Source organism: Kitasatospora sp. NPDC056783, assembly GCF_042789895.1.
Classification (GTDB): Bacteria; Actinomycetota; Actinomycetes; order Streptomycetales; family Streptomycetaceae; genus Kitasatospora.
This window is the reverse complement of record NZ_JBHUAF010000074.1, coordinates 1-21,579: the sequence shown is the minus strand read 5'-3', so window position 1 is coordinate 21,579 and position 21,579 is coordinate 1. Positions and strand designations below refer to the sequence as shown.

General features: G+C 75.2%; 10 protein-coding genes. All 10 read left to right on the top strand.

Annotated features, from left to right (window positions below):
• Window positions 1-10 precede the first annotated feature (10 nt).
• Window positions 11-1,003, top strand: a complete 993-nt coding sequence (locus ACFRMQ_RS14100; protein ID WP_380730541.1) for an asparagine synthetase A — start codon at window positions 11-13, stop codon at window positions 1,001-1,003.
• Window positions 1,000-2,262, top strand: coding sequence for a glutamate synthase-related protein (locus tag ACFRMQ_RS14095; RefSeq protein WP_380730538.1), 1,263 nt, complete (start codon window positions 1,000-1,002; stop codon window positions 2,260-2,262). The genes ACFRMQ_RS14100 and ACFRMQ_RS14095 overlap by 4 nt, the downstream gene beginning before the upstream one ends.
• A 250-nt stretch (window positions 2,263-2,512) precedes the next feature.
• Complete coding sequence (locus ACFRMQ_RS14090) at window positions 2,513-7,234, top strand: amino acid adenylation domain-containing protein (protein ID WP_380730535.1); 4,722 nt, start codon at window positions 2,513-2,515, stop codon at window positions 7,232-7,234.
• Window positions 7,235-7,266: 32 nt separating this feature from the next.
• Complete coding sequence (locus ACFRMQ_RS14085; RefSeq protein WP_380730532.1) at window positions 7,267-11,736, top strand: amino acid adenylation domain-containing protein; 4,470 nt, start codon at window positions 7,267-7,269, stop codon at window positions 11,734-11,736.
• 9 nt (window positions 11,737-11,745) lie between these two features.
• A complete protein-coding gene (locus ACFRMQ_RS14080) occupies window positions 11,746-13,530 on the top strand; it encodes a non-ribosomal peptide synthetase (protein WP_380730529.1) in 1,785 nt (594 codons plus the stop codon).
• A complete protein-coding gene (locus tag ACFRMQ_RS14075) occupies window positions 13,527-14,321 on the top strand; it encodes a thioesterase II family protein (RefSeq protein WP_380730527.1) in 795 nt (264 codons plus the stop codon). The genes ACFRMQ_RS14080 and ACFRMQ_RS14075 overlap by 4 nt, the downstream gene beginning before the upstream one ends.
• A gap of 2 nt (window positions 14,322-14,323) precedes the next feature.
• Window positions 14,324-15,508 (top strand): cytochrome P450, encoded by a 1,185-nt coding sequence (locus ACFRMQ_RS14070; RefSeq protein ID WP_380730524.1) that lies wholly within the window; start codon window positions 14,324-14,326, stop codon window positions 15,506-15,508.
• Window positions 15,509-15,693: 185 nt separating this feature from the next.
• On the top strand, window positions 15,694-15,906 hold the full coding sequence (locus ACFRMQ_RS14065; RefSeq protein WP_224283906.1) for an MbtH family protein: 213 nt from the start codon (window positions 15,694-15,696) through the stop codon (window positions 15,904-15,906).
• 8 nt (window positions 15,907-15,914) lie between these two features.
• On the top strand, window positions 15,915-16,901 hold the full coding sequence (locus ACFRMQ_RS14060; RefSeq protein WP_380730521.1) for a TauD/TfdA family dioxygenase: 987 nt from the start codon (window positions 15,915-15,917) through the stop codon (window positions 16,899-16,901).
• 59 nt (window positions 16,902-16,960) lie between these two features.
• A partial coding sequence (locus ACFRMQ_RS14055; protein WP_380730518.1) for an amino acid adenylation domain-containing protein occupies window positions 16,961-21,579 on the top strand: 4,619 nt, incomplete at its 3' end.

Sequence of the window (21,579 nt, the reverse complement as noted above, 5' to 3'; positions counted from 1 at the left end):
GACTCCGACCATGCCCGACGCCATGCTCCTGCCCCCGACCGACCCGGGGCGGCACCTGACCGTCCCGGCCACCCGCAGCGCGCTCCGGATCCAGCAGCAACTGCTGTTCGCCGCCCGTGAGTTCCTGCGCGGACGGGGTTTCACCGAGCTGCTGCCGCCGATCATCGGCCCGGTCACCGATCCCGGCGCGCGCGGCTCCAAGCAGGTGGACATCGACTTCTACGGCCACCGCTACAAGCTGATGACCAGCGCGATCCTCTACAAGCAGGCCTCGCTGCTGGCCTTCGACAAGATCTTCTGCATCGCCCCGAACGTCCGCCTGGAACCGCTGGAGACCGCCGGGACGAGCCGGCACCTGGCCGAGTTCCACCAGCTGGACGTGGAGGTGGCCGGAGCGAGCCGGGACGAGGCCGTGCAGCTGGCCGAGGACCTGATGGTGCACATGGTCGACAGCGCGCTGCGCGAGCTGCCCAAGGAGTTCGCCGAACTCGGCCGGGACCCGCAGGCGTTCACCGAACTCCTGGAGGGCTCCTTCGGCCGCGTCCGGCACGCGGAGGCGGTCGCCGAACTGCGCGGCATCGGCCACCCGCAGTCGGCGGAGGCCGAACTCGACTGGGAGGGCGAGGCGTTGCTGTCCGCCCGGCGCGACCGCCCGTTCTTCGTCACCGACTACCCGAAGGGCTCGCGCGGCTTCTACGACCGCGAGCACCCGGACGACCCGGGCCTGCTGCGCAACTTCGACCTGCTCGCGCCCGAGGGCTACGGCGAGCTGTGCAGCGGCAGCCAGCGCACCAACGACTACGCCGAGATCATCACCCGGATGCGGGAGACCGGCGAGAACCCGCAGAAGTACCGCTGGTACCTGGACCTGGTGCGCGAGGGCGTGCCGGCCAGCGCGGGCTTCGGCATCGGGGTCGAGCGGCTCACCCGGTACGTCGCGGGGCTGGACGCCGTCTGGCAGGCCAGCGCCTTCCCGAAGCTCGCCGGGGTGGTGTCCCCGTGAGCGACCTGAGCGCACCCGGGTTCCCCGAGGAGGAGGTCCGGCGACGGGCCCGTGCCGGGGCGGCCGCCGCGTTCCCGCCCGCCGAGGAGTACGGGCACGTGCTGTTCGGCGCCGGCCGGCCCGAGGAGGCGGCGCCGCTCGACGCGCTGGACGCGCTGCGGATCGTCCCGCCGCTGTTCCTGCCGCAGCGGCTCGCCAAGCTGATCGACCTCGGCCGTGAGCCCGACTACCGGGACGTCGAACTCACCACCACCATCGGCGGGTTCACCTCCGCCCTGCCGGTGTACGTGTCGGCGACCGGCTCCACCCGGGCCGCCGGCGGCGACCTCGGGCTCGCCCTGAGCCGGCAGGCCGGGGCGCTCGGCATCCCGATGGTGATCGGCGAGAACGTGGTGCCGGTCAACGGCTACGGCCGGCTCGGCGAGGCCGCGGACGGCGCGCTGCTCGGCCGGCTGCGCGCCTACACCGAGCGGCTCCCGGACGGGCTCGGCGGAGTGGCCGTCCAGCAGAGCACCGAGGACGCCGACGCCGAGGTGTGGAACCTCGTCCACAGCGACCCGGCCGCCCTGCCGCTGCTGGAATCCGGGCGACTGGCCTTCGAGTTGAAGGTCGGCCAGGGTGCCAAGCCGGGCCTGGGCGGGATGACCGTGCTGGACCGGGAGGCCGCCGCCGCGCTCGGCGACCGCTTCGGGCTGGACCCGCTGTTCGGCGACGGCCGGGTGCTGCGCGCCGCCACCCCCGGCACCTTCACCGCCGAGATCCTGCGCCAGCAGATCCGGCTGATGCGCAACAACTACCCGAGGGTGCGGATCTGGGTGAAGCTCTACCCCGGCCGGGACGTGGCCGAGGCCGCCCGGGTGGCGCGCGAGGCCGGAGCGGACGCCGTCGTGGTGGACGGCGCGGAGGGGGGCACCGGCTGGGCGCCGGGGGTGTTCCTGCCGCACGTCGGCCTGCCGCTCGCCGAGTGCCTGCGCCGGCTGACGGCCGCGCCGCCGCCCTGCCTGCTGGTCTCCGGACGGATGTGGGAAGGCGCCCGGGCGGTCAAGAGCCTGGCGCTGGGGGCCCGTGCGGTGGGCCTCGGGCGGGCGGCACTGCTCGCCGTCGCGGAGGACCCGGAATCCGGGTTGCGCCGTTTCGCCGATTGCCTGGCGCTGGAACTCAGGCTGCTGATCAGTTCGCTCGGGAAGTATTCCCCCGAGGCCCTGGACCGGGAGGACGTGTGGTCTCCGGAGGGTTCGGGAATTCCATCCGGCCGGTAGCCCTGGCCTGCTCGGAAAGCGGCAGCGGGAAACTGCCGATTTCCTTCCGCTCGTTCTGCCGATAGGGCCGTCTGATTCTCCCTATCGTCGACCTCGACGCCGATTTCCTCTCACGATCTGGGGCTGGATGATGTCCTCACGCGGTCTTCCCGATGCCTTCTCGGCACCCGAATTCTCGGCACCCGAATTCACGGCACCCTTCACGGCAGCAGAATTCACGGAATCCGCATCGGCGGCGCCCGAATTCGCGGTGCCCGCCTTCGCGCCGTTCGCCTCCGCCGTCCACCGCTTCCCGGAGCGGCCGGCCGTCCGGACCGGCGGGCGGACGGTCGGCTACCGGGAGCTGGACGGCCTGGTCGCCGCCCTCGCCGCCCGGATCGGCCCCGGGCGGACGGTCGCCGTCACCGGCCGTGACCGGCTGGACCACGTGGTCGGGCTGCTGGCGGTCCTGCGGGCCGGCGGCACCTACCTGCCGCTGGACCGGGAGGCGCCCGAGGAGCGCAACCGCTGGATCGCCGAGGACGCCGGCGCCTCCCTCGCCCTGGACGGCGAGGAGCTGACCGAACTCGGCGGCGTGGACGGGGTGGCCGTCCCCGGCTACGTCATCTACACCTCCGGCACCACCGGCCGCCCCAAGGGCGTGCACGTCCCCTTCGCCGTCCTGGCGGGCCATCTGGAGGCGGTGGTCGAGACCTTCGGCCTGACCGAGCGGGACGTGATGCTCCAGTTCCACCGTCCGACCGTGGACGTGGCGGTCGAGCAGGTGCTCGGCGTGCTGTCCGCCGGGGCCTGCCTGGTCCTGCCGGACCAGGAGCTGCTCACCCCGGCCGCCCTGCTGGACCTGCTGGACGCCGAGGGCGTGACCGTCGCCAACCTGGCGGCCGGCTACTTCCACGACGTGGTGGCGGCCCTCGGCGGCCGGGTGCCGCGCGCCCTGCGGCTGATGATCTCGGGCAGCGACAAGCTGGAGCCCGCCACCGCCGCCGCCTGGTGGGCGGCCACCGGGGTGCCGCTGCTGAACGCGTACGGCCCGACCGAGACGGTGGTCACCGCCACCACCCACCGGCTCGACGGCCACGCCCGGCAGCCGGAGGCCCGGGTGCCGATCGGCGAGGCGGTCGGCGGCCGGCGGCTCTACGTGCTGGACGAGCGGCTGCGGCCGGTGCCGCCCGGCGAGGCCGGTGAACTGTACGTCGGCGGGCCGCTGCTGGCCTCCGGCTACCTGGGCCGCCCGGGCCTCACGGCCGGCCGCTTCGTCGCCGACCCGTTCGCCGGACCGGAGACGGCGGCGGGCGCCCGGATGTACCGCACCGGCGACCTGGTGCGCCGCACCGCCGGATCGGGGTCCCCCCGGCCGGTGGGGACACCTCCCGGTCACCAGGCCGGGGCCGCCGGGGGAGGCCCGCTGGAGTTCCTCGGCCGGACCGACCACCAGGTGAAGATCCGCGGTTTCCGGGTCGAGCCCGGCGAGCTGGAGCAGGTCCTGGCCGGCTATCCGGGCGTCACCGGCTGCGTGGCGGTGGCGCACGAGGGCCGGCTGGCCGCGTACGTCACCGGCGCCGCGCCGCGCTACGCCGAGGCCCGGGCCTGGCTGGCCGAGCGGCTGCCCGAGCAGCTCGTCCCGGCCACGCTCACCGCGCTGGAGGCCTTCCCGCTGACCGCCGGCGGCAAGGTGGACCGCGCGGCGCTGCCCGAGCCGCGGGCCGCGGCGGAGGACAAGCCGGCCGGCCGCCCGCCGCGCACTCCCGCAGAGCAGCTGATCGCGGCGGTGTGGGCGGACGTGCTCGGGGTGCCGGAGGTCGGCGCCGACGACAACTTCTTCCACCTGGGCGGCGATTCGCTGACCGCGGTGCGGGTGGTGGGCCGGGTCTTCGACGTCTTCGGCATGGTGTCGCCGTACACCATCTTCGACGCCCCGACGCTGGCCGAGTTCGCCGCCGCGGTGACCTCCGCGTCCGGCGGCGAGCGCCCGGAGCTGACCAGGAGGGGCACCGCCGGGGCGCCGCTGTCCAAGTTCCAGCGCGGCCTCTGGTTCCTCGACCAGTGGAACCCGGACGCGCCGACCTACGTGGTGCCCTGGGTGTTCCGCTTCGCCGGGCCGGTGGACCCGGAGCTGCTGCGGCGGGCGCTGTCGGGGGTGGTCGAGCGGCACGAGAGCCTGCGGACGACCTTCGAGCTCGCCGAGGACGGCCCGTGCCAGGTCGTCCACCCCCGGGTGGAGCTGCCGTTCACGCTCACCGAGACCACCGCCGACCGGGTGGAGGAACTGGTCGCCGAGGCCGCGCTGGAGCCCTTCGACCTGGCGGCCGGGCCGCTGCTGCGGGCCCGGGTCTTCCGGGCCGGCGGGGCCACCACGCTGCTGCTGCTGTTCCACCACATCGTCTGGGACGAGGGCTCGCTGCCGGTGCTGGAGGCCGAACTGCGGGAGCTGTACGCCGCGGCGGCCGAGGACCGCCCGGCCGATCTGCCGGAACTCGCCGTCCAGTACGGCGACTACGCCGCCTGGCAGTACCAGGACGACACCGCCGAGCGTCAACTCGACTACTGGCGCGATCAGTTGCGTGACGCGCCGACCGGTCCCGCGCTGGAGCCGGATCACCCCCGCCCCGAGGAGCAGGCCTTCCGCGGCGCCTTCCACCGCTTCGCCATGCCCGCCCCGGTCGCCGAGGCCGTCCGGTCGCTCGCCCGCAGCGAGGACGCCACCCCGTTCATGGTGCTGCTGGCCGGGCTGGCCCTCACCCTGCACCGCCGCTCCGGACAGCGCGACCTGGTGCTCGGCTCGCCGGTGAACGTCCGCGGCCGGAGCGAACTCGACGGCCTGATCGGCTACTTCATCAACCTGCTGCCGCTGCGACTGCGCCTGGAGGAGGGCGCCTCCTTCCGTGAGCTGGTCCGGCACGTGCGCGAGGTGTCGATCGGGGGCTACCGGCACCAGGAGGTGCCCTTCGACGACATCGCGGGCGCCGTGCTCGACGAGCGCCCCGAGGACCGCAACCCGCTCTGCCAGGTGCTGCTGGAGCTGCACCCGCTGGACCCGCGCCCGTTCACCCTCGGCGGGCACGAGGTCACCCGGGCCCTGCACTCCAACCCGGTCTCCCGCTTCGACCTGTCCGTCTCGGTGGACGACCTCGGCACCGGCTTCACCGGCCGCTTCGAGTACGACAGCGACCTCTTCGAGCCCGCCGGCATGGCCGGGCTGTGCGAGGAGTGGCTGGGCACCCTGGCCGCCGCCGTCGAGGTGCCCGTGCACGCCCTGTTCGAGGCGCGGGCCGCCCGAACCCCGCGGGCCACCGCCCTGGTCTCCGGTGAACGGACCGTCGAATACGGCGAGTTGAACGCCGAAGCGAACCGGCTCGCCCGTCACCTGGTGGGCCTGGGCATCGGCCGCGGCGACACCGTCGCGGTGCTCGCCGAGCGGGGGCCGGAGATGGTCACCGCCCTGCTGGCGGCCCTCAAGACGGGCGCCGCCTACACCCTGCTCGACCCGGACTTCCCGGCCGAGCGGCTGGCCGGCGCCGTCGCGGACACCGGCGCCGCCCTGGTGGTCACCCACCGGCGCGCCACCGTGCCCTTCCCCGTCGAACGCCAGGTGGACCTGGACGCCTCGGTCGCCGAACTCGGCCGCCACCCGGCGCACGACCTCGGCCTGCCGGTCGACGGCGCCGACCTCGCCTGCGTGATGTTCACCTCCGGCTCCACCGGCCGCCCCAAGGGCGCCGCCGTCCCGCACCGCGCCCTCACCACCACCTACCTCGGCCAGGACTACGCCCGCTTCGGCCCCGACGAGGTCTGGCTCCAGTGCTCCCCGGTCTCCTGGGACGCCTTCGCGCTGGAGCTGTACGGCGCGCTGTGCTTCGGCGGAGTCTGCGTCCTCCAGCCCGGCCAGCGCCCCGACCCGCAGACCATCGCCGAGCTGACCCGCCGCCACGGCGTCACCCAACTCCAGCTCTCCGCCAGCCTGTTCAACTTCCTGCTGGAGGAGTTCCCGGAGACCTACGACGGCCTCGGACTCGCCATCACGGCCGGTGAGCGGGCCTCCGTCACCCATGTCGCCAAGGCCCTGGAGAACCACCCCGGCCTGGTGGTCGCCAACGGTTACGGCCCGGTCGAGAGCCTCGGCCTGACCACCAGCCACCGGGTCGGCCCCGAGGACACCACCGGCGCCTCCGTCCCGATCGGCTCCGCGCTGAACGGCAAGGGCGTCCACGTCCTGGACGAGCGGCTGCGCCCCGTCGAGCCCGGCGTGACCGGCGAGCTGTACGCCTCCGGCGGCGGCCTCGCCCACGGCTACGTCGGCCGGCCCGGCCTGACCGCCGAGCGCTTCGTCGCCTCCCCGTTCGGCGCCCCCGGCGAGCGCCTCTACCGCACCGGCGACCTCGGCCACGTCAACGCCGACGGCCTGCTGGAGGTGACCGGCCGGATCGACGACCAGATCAAGGTCCGCGGTTTCCGGGTCGAGCCCGGCGAGATCGAGGACGCGCTCACCCGGCACCCGGCCGTCCGGGAGGCCGCCGTCACCGTCCACGAGCCCGCCCCCGGCGACCGCCGGCTCGCCGCCTACGTCACCGTCGGCGCCGACGCCCCCGGCCCGGACGCCCTGCTCGACCACCTGGCCGCCCTGCTGCCCGAGTACATGGTGCCCGCCACCCTCGACGTACTGGAGGCCCTGCCGCTCAACCACAACGGCAAGGTGGACCGCAAGGCGCTGCCCGCCCCCGCCGGACGCCGGGCCGAGGCCGCGCCCGACCCGCTCACCGAGGCCGAGCGGCTGGTCGCCGACGCGATGCGCGAGGTGCTCGACCTCGCCGAGGTCGGCCGCGAGGACAACTTCTTCCGGATCGGCGGCAACTCGCTGGCCGCCGTCCGGGTCGCGATGCGGCTGTCCCGGGAGACCGGCACCCGTGTCCCCCCGCAACTGGTGTTCCGGGCCCGGACCGTGAGCGCCATCGCCGAACGGCTGGCCGCCCGATGACGGGCCGCCCCACACCCGAAGGGAACGAGGCCGTGAGCCCGTCCGACCACCCGGAGCGCACCGCGCCCGTCTCGGGGCTGCAACGCGGCCTCTGGTTCCTCGACCGGCTCGACCCGAGGGCCGTCACCTACTGCACCCCCTGGACCCTGGATGTCACCGGCCCGCTGGACCTCGCGCTCCTCCAGGGCGCCCTGGACGCGGTGGTGGCCCGGCACGAGACGCTGCGCACCACCTTCGCGCCGCACCCCGACGGCCCCCGCCAGCAGGTGCGTGCCGACCTCGCGGTGCCGCTCGCGGTGACCGACCTGCGCGACCTCCCCGACCGGGCCGAACGCCTGGAGGAACTGCTCGCCGCCCGCTGGGCCGAGCCCTTCGACCTGGCCGCCGGACCGCTGCTGCGTGCCGAGGCCTTCCGGCTCGCCGCCGAGCGCACCACGGTGCTGTTCACCGTCCACCACATCGTCTGGGACGGCTGGTCCGCCGAGGTCTTCGAGCGCGAGCTCGCCGAGTGCTACGACGCGGCGCTGGCCGGCCGGGAGGCCGACCTGCCGGAGCTGACCGTCCAGTACGCCGACCACGCGCGGGAGCGGCTCGGCACCTCCTACGAGGACCACCTGACCTACTGGAAGGAGCAACTGGACGGCGCGCCGCCCCTGTTGGAGCTGCCCACCGACCGCCCCCGGCCCGCCGAGCGCGGCACGGCCGGCCGGACCGAGGAGTTCGCCCTCGCCCCCGGGACGGCGGCCCGGGTCCGGGCGCTGGCCGAGACGGAGGGCGTCACCCCGTTCACCGTCCAACTGGCCGCCTTCGCCCTGCTGCTGAACCGCTGGACGGGCGCCGACGACCTGGTGGTCGGCACCCCCGTCACCACCCGGGACCGGCCCGAACTGGAGCACCTGCTCGGCTACTTCGTCAACCTGCTGCCGCTGCGGTTGCGGCTGGCGCCCGCACTGAGCTTCCGGGACCTGCTGGAGCACGTCCAGGACGTGGCCTTCGAGGCCTTCGGCTACCTCGACCTGCCCTTCGACCAGATCGTCGACCGGCTGGGCGCCGCCCGCGGCACCCAGCACCCGCCGCTGGTCCAGGTGGTGTTCGGCGCCCACGGCGAGGACCGCACCCCGCTGGCGCTCGGCCCGGCGGCCACCGCCGAGAGAAGGGTGCGCTCCAACGGGACCAGCAAGTTCGACCTCACCTGGTCCGTCTTCGACGGGTCCGACGGCGGGGGCGGGGCCGGCGGCGAACTGCGCGGCGAGGCCGAGTACCGCAGCGAGCTGTTCGACGCCGGGACGGTCCGCCGGCTGGCCGCCGAGTACGACACCCTGCTCACCGCCGCCCTGGACGACCCCGACGCCACCGTGCTGCGGCTGACCGTCCGCACCGCCGACCCGGCCGCCGCCGTGGCCGGGGCCACCGGCACCCCCGGCCACTGCCTGCACCACCTGTTCGAGCGGGCCGCCGACGCCCACCCCGACCGGCCCGCCGTCAGCGACCCCGACCGCACCCTGAGCTACGCCGAGCTGGACCGCCGGGCCAACCGGCTCGCCCACGCCCTGCGGGCCCGCGGCGCCCGCCCCGGGGACCGGATCGGCATGCTGCTGGAGCGCACCGCCGACGTCCTGGTCACCGTCCTCGGCGTGCTCAAGACCGGCGCCGCCTACGTGCCCGTCGACCTGGCCGCCCCGGCCGAACGCGCCGCGCTGGTCTTCGGCGACACCGGCGTCACCCTGGTGGTCACCGACCGTCCGGAGCTGGTGCCCCGAGGCCCCTGGCAGCCCTACGACCTGAGCGCCGAGGCCGCCGACCTGGCCGCCCGGCCGGACACCCGCCCGCCGGCCGCCGGCCGCCCCGACGACCTCGCCTACCTGATCTTCACCTCCGGCTCCACCGGCCGCCCCAAGGGCGTCGCCGTCGCCCACGAGCACGTCAGCCGGCTGATGGCCGACGGCGAGCGGCACTTCGGCTTCGGGCCCCGCGAGACCTGGACGCTCTTCCACAGCTACGCCTTCGACTGGACGGTCTGGGAGATGTGGGGCGCGCTGCTGCACGGCGCCCGCCTGGTCGTCGTCCCGTACGTGACCAGCCGCTCGCCGGAGGAGTTCGCCGAACTGCTGGAGCGTGAGCGCGTCTCCTTCCTCTGCCTCACCCCGTCGGCGCTGCGCCAGCTGGAGCCCGTGCTGCGCCGCAGCCCGCGCGCCCTGCCCGCACTGAAGTGGATCATGCTCGGCGGGGAGGCGCTGGACCCGGCCGTCGTCCAGCGCTGGTTCGAACTCGACCCGCCGCCCCCGGCCCGGCTCTGCAACCTGTACGGCATCACCGAGACCACCGTCCACGTCACCACCCACGACCTGGTGGGCAGCGCCGGCTTCGAACGCAGCCTGATCGGCGCGCCGATGCCGCACCTGAGCGCCCAGGTGCTGGACGACTGGCTGCGGCCCTGCCCGCCCGGCGTGGCCGGCGAGCTGTACATCGGCGGCGGCAGCCTCGCCCACGGCTACTGGGGCCGCCCCGGCCTCACCGCCGGCCGCTTCGTCGCCGACCCGTACGGTCCGCCCGGCGCCCGGCTCTACCGCACCGGCGACGTCGCCCGCCGACTGCCCGGCGGCGGGCTGGAGTACATCGGACGCGCCGACTTCCAGGTCAAGCTGCGCGGCTTCCGGATCGAACTCGGCGAGATCGAGAACGCGCTCGCCGCCCACCCGGACGTCGACGCCTGCGTCGTCACCGTGCACGAGGACCGGCTCGCCGCGTACCTCACCGGGCGCGAGCCCGCCGACGTCCGCGCCTTCCTCGGCCGCTCGCTGCCCCCGTACATGGTCCCGGCGAGCTACACCCTGCTGGAGTCGCTGCCGCTCACCGTCAACGGCAAGGTGGACCGCAAGGCGCTGCCCGCCCCCGGCCAGCGCGACGCCGCCGCCGGCGGCGGCCACACCGAGCCGCGCACCCCGGAGGAGGAGGCCTTCGCGGCCGTCTGGACGGAGGTCCTCGGCGTCGACGGCATCGGCGTCCACGACGACTTCTTCCACCTCGGCGGGGACTCCATCCGGGCCGTCCAGCTGGCCGGCGCCCTGCACGAGCGCGGCTGGGGGGTGAGCCTGCGGGACGTCTTCGACGCCCCCACCGTCGCCGCCCTGCTGCCGCTGGCACGGCCCGTCACCGAGGGCCCGGACGCCCACGAGCCGTTCGCCCTGCTCACCCCGGAGGACCGCGCCGACCTGCCGCCCGGCCTCGCCGACGCCTACCCGATGGTGTCCATGCAGCTCTCCATGGTCTTCCACATGGAGATCGCCGGCGGCACCGACAGCTACCACAACGTCAACTCCTACCGGATCTCCGGCGACCTCGACGAGCGGGCCTTCCGCCGTTCCGTCGCCGAGGCCATGGACCGCCACGCCGTGCTGCGCACCGGCCTCGACCTGTCCGGCTACGGCGAGCCGCTGCAACTCGTCCACGGCCGGCTGCCCGCCCCCGTCGAGTTCGCCGACCTGCGGGGCACGGACGAACCGGGCCAGGACGCGGCGGTCCGCGAGGTGTTCGACACCCACCGCCTGACGCCCTTCGACCTCACCGCCCCGCCGCTGTTCCGGATCACCGTGCAGCGCCTGGCCGAGGACGCCTTCCAGCTCACCGTCTCCGAGCACCACGCGATCCTGGACGGCTGGAGCTTCACCTCGCTGCTCACCGAGATCCTGGAACGCCACACCGCCCTCGCCGCCGACCCGGACAGCGCCCCCACCCCGCCGCCGCGCACCGCCTTCCGCGACTTCGTGGCCGTCGAACGGCGGGCCGCCGGGGACGAACGCTCGCTCGCCTACTGGCGCGAGCGGCTGTCCGGCGCCAGCGGCCAGCTGTTCCCCGGCAGCGAGTCCACCCACGAGGCGCCGCGCACCGTCGAGCGGGTGCTGCCCGAGGCACCCGCCCAGCTGCGGGCGGTCGCCGACGCGCTGGGCGTGCCCGTCAAGTCGGTGGCGCTCGCCGCCCACCTGCGCGCTCTCGCCGAGATGACCGGACGCCGGCGCGTCACCACCGGCCTGGCCGTCAACGGGCGGCTGGAACGCCTCGGCGGCACCGAGGTGTACGGGCTGTTCCTCAACACCGTCCCGGTGAGCCGCGAGCCCACCGACGACCTGCTCGCACTGGTCCGCGAGGTCCACCGGGACGAGCTGGACATGCTGCCGCACCGCCGGGTGCCCTTCGCCCGGCTCGCCCGGCTGATGGCCGACACCGCGCTGGACAGCCAGTTCGGCTACCTGCGCTTCCACGCCCTCGGCCGGCTCAGCTCGGCCCGCATCGTGGACGGCCGGATCGGCACCGAACCGACCCTGCGCCACGAACCCAACAGCTTCGCCTTCGGCGCCTCGGTGATCCAGGACCCGGTCTCGCAGCGGGTGCTGCTCGCCGTGGACCACCAGCGCTCGCTGGTCACCGACACCGCCGCCGAGCGGTTCATCGACACCTACACGGCCGCCCTGCACGCCATGGCCGCCGCCGTCCGAGAGTCCTGAGGAGCAGCCATGACCGATCTCCTGGAGCGCCTGCGCGCCACCGTCGCCGCCCACCCCGGCCGCACCGCCGTCCTCGCCGGCCAGGACCGCCTGGACTTCGCCGAACTCGACCGCCGCACGGCCGCCCTGGCCCGGGCGCTGCGCGCGCTGGGCGTCGGCCGCGGCGACCGGGTCGGCGTCCACCTCGCCCGCACCGCCGACCTGCCGGTCGCCCTGCTCGCCGTCTGGCGGGCCGGCGCCGCCTACGTCCCGCTCGACCCGGCCTACCCCGCCGAGCGGCTCGCCTTCATGGCCGAGGACGCCCGGCTCGCCGCCCTGATCAGCCGCGACGGCCTCGCCGCCGCCCAGGGCGTGCCGGTGCTGCGCCCGGACGCCGCCGCCGACGGGCCGGGGGTACCTCCCGGCCGCCGGGCTGGGGGAGAGCTGCCCGTCGAGGCCCACCCGCTGGACCCGGCGTACGTGATCCACACCTCCGGCTCCACCGGCCGCCCCAAGGGCGTCGAGGTGCCGCGCGGCGCCGTCGCCGCGCTCTTCGCCGGGCTGGAGGCCAGCGGCACCCTGCGCGCCGAGCCCGCCGTGGCGGGCTGGAACGCCAGTGCCTCCTTCGACGCCTCCGTCCCGCAGTGGGCCAGGATCTGCCGCGGCGACACCGTCCTGGTCATCGACGAGGAGCACCGCGCCGACCCGGCCCGGCTGGCCGCCCTGCTGGCCGAGCACGCCGTCACCGACCTCGACCTGACCCCCTCGCACTGGGAGCTGCTGCGCGAGCCGCTGGCCGGCGCCCGGGTGCCGCGGCTGCTGATGGGCGGCGAGCCCGTCCCCGAGCGCACCTGGCGGGAGCTGGCCGACGGCGGCATCGAGGCCGTCAACCTGTACGGGCCCACCGAGTGCACCGTGGAGGCCGTCACCGCGCCGATCAGCGGTCCCGGCCCGCACCTGGGCGAGGCGCTGCCCGGGGTGCGGCTGTACCTGCTGGACGAGAAGCTCGCCCCCGTCCCGGACGGCGTGGCCGGCGAGCTCTACCTGGCCGGGCCCGGCCTCGCCCACGGCTACGTCGGCCGGCCCGGCCTGACCGCCGAGCGCTTCGTCGCCGACCCGTACGCGGCGGGGGAGCGCGCGTACCGCACCGGCGACCAGGCCCGGCGCGGCGAGGACGGCCGGCTGGAGTACGTCGGACGGGTGGACCGGCAGGTCAAGCTGCGCGGCTACCGGATCGAACTCGGCGAAGTGGAACAGGAGTTGGCCCGGCTGGCCGGGGTGGGCTCGGCCGCCGTCACGGTCCACGAGCCCGCGCCCGGGGACCGGCGCCTCGTCGGGTACGTCACCGCCGCCGGTGGCGCCGCACTCTCCGCCGCCGAGCTGACCGAACGGCTGCGGGCCGCCGTGCCCGCCCACCTGGTGCCCTCGGTCATCACCGTGCTGGAGGCCCTGCCGCTCACCCCCAACGGCAAGGTCGACCTGGCGGCCCTGCCCGTTCCCGCCGCACCGAAGGAGCAGGCCCCGGCGAGCGGCGGCGCGCTGCCGGATCAGGTCGCCGAGGTCTGGAGCACCGTGCTCGGCGTGAGCGGCGTCCGGCCCACCGACGACTTCTTCTCGCTCGGCGGCCACTCGCTCGCCGCGCTGCGCGTCGTCCACCTGCTGCGCCGCCGGCTCGGCATCGAACTCCAGCTGCGCCACCTGCTCGACTCGGCCGACCTGGCCGCCTTCACCGCCGCCGTCGAACGGGCCGTCGCGGCCGGCACCGCCGCCCCCCGGCCCGCCCTGACCGCCCGCGCCCGGGTGGCCGGAGCGTGACCACCGCCCTGCGGGCGCGCCCCCGCGTCGAGGGGGACTGGCTGTTCGTCCCCGTGCCCCGGCCCGCCCACGCACCCCGGCCGCACCGCCCGTACCGGCTGTTCTGCTTCCCCCACGCCGGGGGCGACGCCACCGCCTACACCCCGCTCGCCCGCGCCCTCGCCCCGGCCGCCGAGGTCTGGGCGCTGCGCCCGCCCGCCCGCGGCGGCCGGCTCGGCCACCCGATGCCGGCGAGCTTCGACCTGCTGGTCGACGCCGTCGTGGAGGCCCTCACCCCGCACCTGACCGGGCGGTTCGGCTTCTACGGGCAGAGCTTCGGCGCGCTGCTCGGCTACGAGGTCGCCCGGGCGCTGCCCGCCGGGCTGCGGCCCGAACTGGTCGTCGCGGCCTCCGCCTCGCCGCCCGCCGTCTGGTCCGGGGCGGACCGCCCCCGGTACACCGCCGACGAACTGCTCCGGCTGGCCGGGATGGGCGAACTCGTCGAGGGCGAGGCCGAACTGAAGGAACACGCGCTCCGCGCAATCCGCACCGACCTGGACGTGGTCGCCACCTACCGGCCCCGGCCGCACCCGCCGATCGGCTCCGACCTGCACACCGTCGTCGGCGTCGAGGACCCGCTGCTCACCCTCGGCGGACTCGACGGCTGGGCGTCCCACACCCGCGGCGCCCACGGCCACCACGTCGTCCCCGGCGGCCACCTGCTCGCCACCGTCGACGGGCCCGGCCCGGTCGACCTGCTGACCTCCCTCATCACGCGGCCGCGCGCCGCCCACCAGTCCACGACGGAGTGACCATGCTGACCACCACCGCGGTCGACCTCACCGACCCGGACCTCTGGGCCCGACCCGACACCGCCGCGCTGGTCGCGGAGCTGCGCCGGGAGGCCGCCGTCCACCGCACCGACACCGCCGACGACGGGCCGGTCTGGTCGGTGCTCTCCTACCGCCACTCCGCCGAAGTGCTGCGCAACGCCGCCGTGTACAGCTCCGAACAGGGCTCGTTGCTCGGCGCCGGCGCGGGCAACGTCCCGGTCGGCTCCGGCCGGATGATGGCCCTCACCGACCCGCCCCGGCACCGCGAACTCCGGGCCCCCGCCAACCCGTTCTTCTCACCCGGAGCCGTCCGCGGCGCCTCCCGGGGCATCGCCGAACTCGCCGCCTCGATCGTCGACCGCGCCGTCGAACACGGCGAGGTGGACCTCGTCGACGCCGTCTCCGCGCTGCCGCTGTCCGTCATGTGCGACCTGCTGGACGTCCCGGAGGCGGACCGCGAGATGGTCGAACGGGTCTGCGACGTCGCCTTCCTCGGCCGCACCCCCGAGGAGCGCCGGGCCGGGCACCAGCAGCTCATCCCGTACCTGCTGCACCAGGTGATGCTGCGGCGCACCGACCCGCGCGACGACCTGATCTCCATGATGGCCTCCTACCGGGTCGGCGGGAAGCTGCTGCCGGTCGAGGACGTCGTCCTCAACCTGGACAACATCGTGGTCGGCGGCGTCCAGACCGTCCGCCACACCGCCGCCATGGGACTGTACACCCTGGTCCAACGCCCGGAACTCTGGCGGCAGTTGCAGCGCGGCGAGGTCGGCATGGACTCGGCGCTGGACGAACTCCTGCGCTGGACCTCGGTCGGACTGCACACCCTGCGCACCGCCGGGCGGGACACCGAACTCGACGGCCGCACCATCCGGCGCGGCGATCGGGTCGCCGTCTGGGTGTGGTCCGCCAACCGGGACCCGGAGGCCTTCGAACGGCCCGAGGAGATCCTGCTCGACCGCGCCCCCAACAAGCACCTCGCCCTCGGCCTCGGCGCCCACTACTGCGTCGGCGCGCCCCTGGCCAAGGCCGAACTCGGCGGGCTGTTCACGGCGATGCTGGAGCGCGTCGCGGAGATCGAGCCGACCGGGCCGGTCACCCACAACCGCTCCATCATCAACTTCGGCCTGGACCGCTTCCCGGTCCGCCTCATCCCGCGCTGAGCCGCCCCGCGCCGAGCCGCTCCGCCCCACCCCGCGCCGAGTCGTTCCGCCCCACCCCGCGCCGAGCCCGCTCCGGCGCGAAGTCCAACTGCCGCGTTCCTGCCTCGACTCCTGCCGTTCCGCCACCCGGCCCGACCCTACCTTCGAAGCAACACGAGGAACCCGAGGAACCCGAGGAGAACGCCATGAGCAACCCGTTCGAGGACGACAACGCCGGCTACCTGGTGCTGGCCAACGACGAGAACCAGCACTCCCTGTGGCCGGTCTGGATCGACGTGCCGGCCGGCTGGACCACCGTCCACGGCGAGGACACCCGCCAGGGCTGCCTCGACTACATCGAGGCCAACTGGACCGACATCAGGCCCGCCAGCCTGGTCGCCGCCCTCGCGGACCGGTGACCGCCGCCATGCCGACCTGGGAACTGAACCCCGGCCGCCCGGCCCTCGCCCACGCGCCGCGCACCGCGGACATGGGCGAGGCCTGCGAGTGGCTGCGCGAGAACGAGAGCGCGCTCACCGAAGCCCTGCACCGGTACGGCACCGTCTTCCTGCGCGGCCTGCCGGTCGCCGGCACCGAGGACGTCGCGGCCGTGCGCGACGTCCTCATCCCCGAGCGCACCCCCTACCGGGAGAAGGCCACCCCGCGCAGCGACTACGGCAACGGCGTCTACTCGTCCACCGACCTGCCTCCGGTCCAGCCGATCCGGATGCACAACGAGAACAGCTACACCCTGACCTTCCCCGGCCGGCTGCTCTTCGCCTGCCTGACCGCCCCCGACGAGGGCGGGGCCACCCCCACCGCCGACTGCCGCCAGGTGCTCGACCTGCTTCCCGGGCACCTGGTCGAGCGGATGCGGACCAACGGCTGGACACTCACCCGCAACTACTCGGACTACATCTCGCTCGGCTGGCGCACCGCCTTCGCCACCGAGGACCGCTCCGAGGTCGAGACCTACTGCAAGGACAACGGCATCACCTGGGAATGGCTGGCGGACGGCAACCTGCGCACCACCCAGCTGCGCCCCGGCACCATCCGCCACCCGCGCACCGGCGAGCAGGTCTGGTTCAACCACCTCGCCTTCTGGAACGCGTGGTCGCTCGACCCGGACATCCGGGAGGCGATGACCGAGGAGTTCGGGCCGGACGGACTGCCGTTCGACACCGGCTTCGGCGACGGCGGGCCGCTGGAGCGCGCCGACGTCGACGCCCTCAACGAGGCCTACCACGCCGCCACCGTGCGGGAACGCTGGCAGGTCGGCGACGTGATGCTGGTCGACAACGTGCTCTGCGCCCACGGCCGGGACCCGTACCGGGGCGGGCGCAAGATCGCCGTCGCGATGGGGCAGCCCCTGGAACTCCGGGACTGCCGGCCCACCGCGGGGCTCACCGTCTGACCGCCGTCCGTCCCCTCGACCAGCCCGTGCCGTCAGTAGACCCGAGTAGAGGAAGCACCGTGATCCCGGTTTCGTACGCCCAACAGCGGCTCTGGCTGATCGACCAGATCGAGGGTCCGACCGCGCTGTACAACCTGCCGTTCGCCCTGCGCCTGCGCGGCGCGCTCGACACCGCCGCGCTGCGCGCCGCGACGGCGGACGTGGTCGCCCGTCACGAGGCCCTGCGTACGGTCTTCCCGGTGGCCGGGGGCGTCCCGGTGCAGCGGATCCTCCCCGCCGAGGAGGCGCGACCGCGCTTCCTGGCCGAGGACTGCGCGCCGGACGACTACCCGGCCCGCCGGGACGCCGCCGCCGCCGAGACCTTCGACCTGAGCTGCGAACTGCCCATCCGGGTCACGGTGTTCACCCTCTCGCCGACCGAGCACGTCCTGCTCGTGGTGCTCCACCACATCGCCGCCGACGGCTGGTCGCTCGGCCCGCTGCTGCGCGACCTCGCCACCGCCTACCGGGCCCGGCTCACCGGCCGCGCCCCCGACTGGGAGCCGCTGCCGATCCAGTACGCCGACTACGCGCTCTGGCAGCGCGACCTGCTCGGCGACGAACACGACCCCGACAGCCTGCTCGCCCGCCAACTCGACCACTGGCGCACCGCGTTGTCCGGACTCCCGGAAGAACTGGAGCTGCCGACCGACCGCCCCCGACCGCCCGCGCCCACCGGCGCCGCCGACTCCGTCGACCTCGCCTGGGACGCCGGCCTGCACACCGCCCTGCTCGACCTCGCCCACACCCACCGCACCACCCTGTTCACCGTCCTCCAGGCCGGCCTGGCCGCCCTGTTCACCCGGCTCGGCGCCGGCACCGACATCCCGCTCGGCACCGGCCTCGCCGGGCGCTCCGACGAGGCCCTGGACGACCTGGTCGGCTTCTTCGTGAACTCCCTGGTCCTGAGGGCGGACACGTCCGGCGACCCCGGCTTCGCCGAACTGCTCGGAAGGGTCCGGGAAGCCCAGCTCGACGCCTTCGCCCACCAGGAACTCCCCTTCGAGCGCCTCGTCGAGGAACTCAACCCGCCGCGCGCCCTCGGCCGGCACCCGCTGTTCCAGACCCTGCTGGTGCTCCAGAACCACGGCCAGGACGCCCGACTCGACCTGCCCGGGCTGGAGTCCGCCCCCGAACCGATCGGCCTGCGGGTCGCCAAGTTCGACCTCAACATCGGCATCGCCGAGGAGCACGGACCCGACGGCGCCCCCGCCGGGCTCACCGGCTCCATCGAATACGCCGCCGACCTCTACGACCGCACCACCGTCACCGCCCTGGCCGAGCGGCTCGGCCGCCTCCTGGCCGGCGCCGCCGCCGACCCGCACGCCCCGATCACCACCCTCGACCTGCTCGCCCCCGAGGAGCGCACCCGCGTCCTCACCGAGTGGAACGCCACCGACGCCCCCCGGTGGACCGGCACCCTCGCCGAGTCCTTCGAGCGCCAGGCCGACCGCACCCCGCACGCCACCGCCCTCGCCCACGACGGAGGCACCCTCAGCTACGCCGAACTGGACACCCGCGCCAACCGCCTCGCCCACCACCTGACCGCCCTCGGCATCGGCCCCGAGACCCCCGTCGCGATGCTGATGGAACGCTCCGCCGACGTCGTCGTCGCCACCCTGGCCGTCCTCAAGGCCGGCGGCTGCTACGTCCCGATGCACCCCGGCCTGCCGCCCGAGCGGATGGCCGACGTGCTCGCCGACACCGGCGCCCCCGTGCTGCTCACCGACCGCCCCGACCCCGGCTTCCCGCACACCGCCGCCGTGGTCCGCCCCGGCGACGAGGCCGGCGCCCCCGACCACCGCCCGGCCCTGCCCGCCCACCCGGACCAGCTCGCCTACGCGATGTTCACCTCCGGCTCGACCGGCCGCCCCAAGGGCGTCGCGGTGCGCCACCGCGACGTCCTCGACCTCGCCGCCGACCGGCGCTGGCAGGACGGCCGCCACCAGCGCGTCCTGCTGCACTCCCCGCACGCCTTCGACGCCGCCACGTACGAGATCTGGACGCCCCTGCTGGCCGGCGGCACCGTCGTGGTCGCCCCGCCCGGCGCGCTCGACGCCGCCGCCCTGCGCGCCGTCACCACCCGCCACGACGTCACCGCCGTCTTCCTCACCAAGGCCCTGTTCGACCTCGTCGCCGAGCAGGCCCCGGAGACCTTCGCCGCCCTGCGCGTCGTGTGCACCGGCGGCGAGGCCGCCTCCGGCGCGCTGATGCGCCGCGTCCTGGACAGCTGCCCCGACCTGCTGCTCGCCCACGTCTACGGGCCCACCGAGACCACCACCTTCGCCACCCACCACCCGCTCACCCCCGCCGACCTGGACGGCCCCCGGCCGCCGATCGGCGGCCCGCTGGACAACATGCGCTGCTACGTCCTGGACGCCCGGCTGCGCCCCGTCCCGCCCGGCGTCCCCGGCGAGCTGTACCTGGCCGGCGCCGGCCTGGCCCGCGGCTACCTGGGCCGGCCCGCCCTGACCGCCGAACGCTTCGTCGCCTGCCCGTACCTGACGGGGGATGGGCCCCTCCTGCCCGATGGCGGGCAAGGAGGGCGCATGTACCGCACCGGCGACCTCGTCCGGCAGCGCGCCGACGGCGCCGTGGAGTTCCTCGGCCGCATCGACGGCCAGATCAAGCTGCGCGGCTTCCGGATCGAGCTCGGCGAGATCGAGGCCGCCCTCTCCCGCCACCCCGCCGTCCGCCAGATCATCGTGATCGCCCGCGAGGACCGCCCCGGCGACCTGCGACTCGTCGCCTACTGCACCGCCGACGCCACCCTCACCCCGGCCGAACTGCGCGCCTTCGCCGGCACCGCGCTGCCCGGCTACATGGTCCCCGCCGCCGTCGTCCTGCTGGACGCCCTGCCGCTGAACGCCAACGGCAAGGTCGACCGCCGCGCCCTGCCCGCCCCCGACCTCACCGCCGACGACACCGGGCGCGCCCCCCGCGACGAACGCGAACGGGTGCTCTGCGCCCTCTTCGGCGAACTCCTCGGCATCGACGACATCACCATCGACGACGACTTCTTCGCCCTCGGCGGACACTCCCTGCTCGCCACCCGCCTGGTCGGCCGGGCCCGCGCCGAACTCGGCGTCGAACTCGCCATCGGCGACCTCTTCCAGGCACCCACCGTCGCCGGACTGGCCGAGCGGCTGTCCGACAGCCCGGCCGCCGCCGCCCGCCCGGCGCTGCGCCCCGCCCCCCGGCCCGAGCGGGTGCCGCTCTCCTTCGCCCAGCGCCGCCTCTGGTTCCTCGCCCAGGCCGAGGGCCCCGCCGCCACCTACAACATCACCCTCGCCCTGCGGCTGCGCGGCCCGCTCGACCCCGCCGCCCTGGCGGACGCCCTCGACGACACCGTCCGGCGGCACGAGACCCTGCGCACCGTCTTCGCCGAGCACGACGGAACCCCGTACCAGCGGGTCCTGGACGGCCCGGACGGCCCGCTGCTCACCACCACCGACCGCCCGGTGGACGAACTCGCCCGCCACCGCTTCGACCTGGCCGCCGAGCTGCCGGTGCACGCCTACCTGCGGCCCGAGGGCCCGGACGAGCACGTCCTGGTCCTGGTGCTGCACCACATCGCCGGGGACGGCGCCTCGCTCGGCCCGCTCTACCGGGACCTCACCGACGCCTACCGGGCCCGCCGGGCCGGCGACGCCCCCGACTGGGAGCCGCTGCCCGTCCAGTACGCCGACCACGCCCTGTGGCAGCACGCCCTGCTCGGCGACGAGGACGACCCGGACAGCCCGGCCGCCCGCCAACTCGCCCACTGGCGCGAGGCGCTGGCCGGCCTGCCGGAGGAGCTGCCGCTGCCCGCGGACCGCCCCCGGCCGCCGGTCGCCAGCCACCGCGGCGCCGTCGTCCCGCTGGAGCTCGACGCGGACCTGCACGCCCGGCTCGCCGACCTCGCCGCCGAGCACGGCGCGACCCTCTTCATGGTCCTCCAGGCCGCCTACGCCACCCTGCTGCACCGCTTCGGCGCCGGCACCGACCTGCCGATCGGCACCCCGGTGGCCGGGCGCCTCGACGAGGCCGTCACCGACCTGGTCGGCTACTTCGCCAACACCCTGGTCCTGCGCACCGACCTCTCCGGCCGGCCGAGCTTCGCCGAACTGCTGCGCCGGGTCCGGGAGACCGACCTCGCCGCGTACGAGCACCAGGACACGCCGTTCGAGCGCCTGGTCGAGGAGTTCAACCCGGTCCGGTCGCTGGCCCGCCACCCGCTCTTCCAGGTGATGCTGACCTTCGCCGCCGCCGCCGAGGGCGGCCCCGCCTTCCCCGGCGTGACGGCGGAGGAGGAGCCGGTGGAGTATGGCACCGCCAAGTTCGACCTCAAGCTCGCGCTGACCGAGCGCCACCGCGCCGACGGCACCCCGGCCGGGCTCGCGGGCGGGCTGGAGTACGCCACCGACCTGTTCGACCGGGAGACCGCCCAGCGGCTGGCCGACGTGCTGGCCCTGATCCTGCGGCAGGTCGCCGCCGACCCGGACCTCGGCGTCGCGGCGGCCGGGGTGCCGGCCGAAGGCGCGCCGGCCGAGTCGCTGCTCGCCGTGCCGTTGGCTTCGGAGGTGCCGCTGGTTCCGGCGGTGTTCGAGGAGCGGGCCGTGGCCACTCCCGAGGCGGTGGCGCTGGTGTGCGGGGAGGA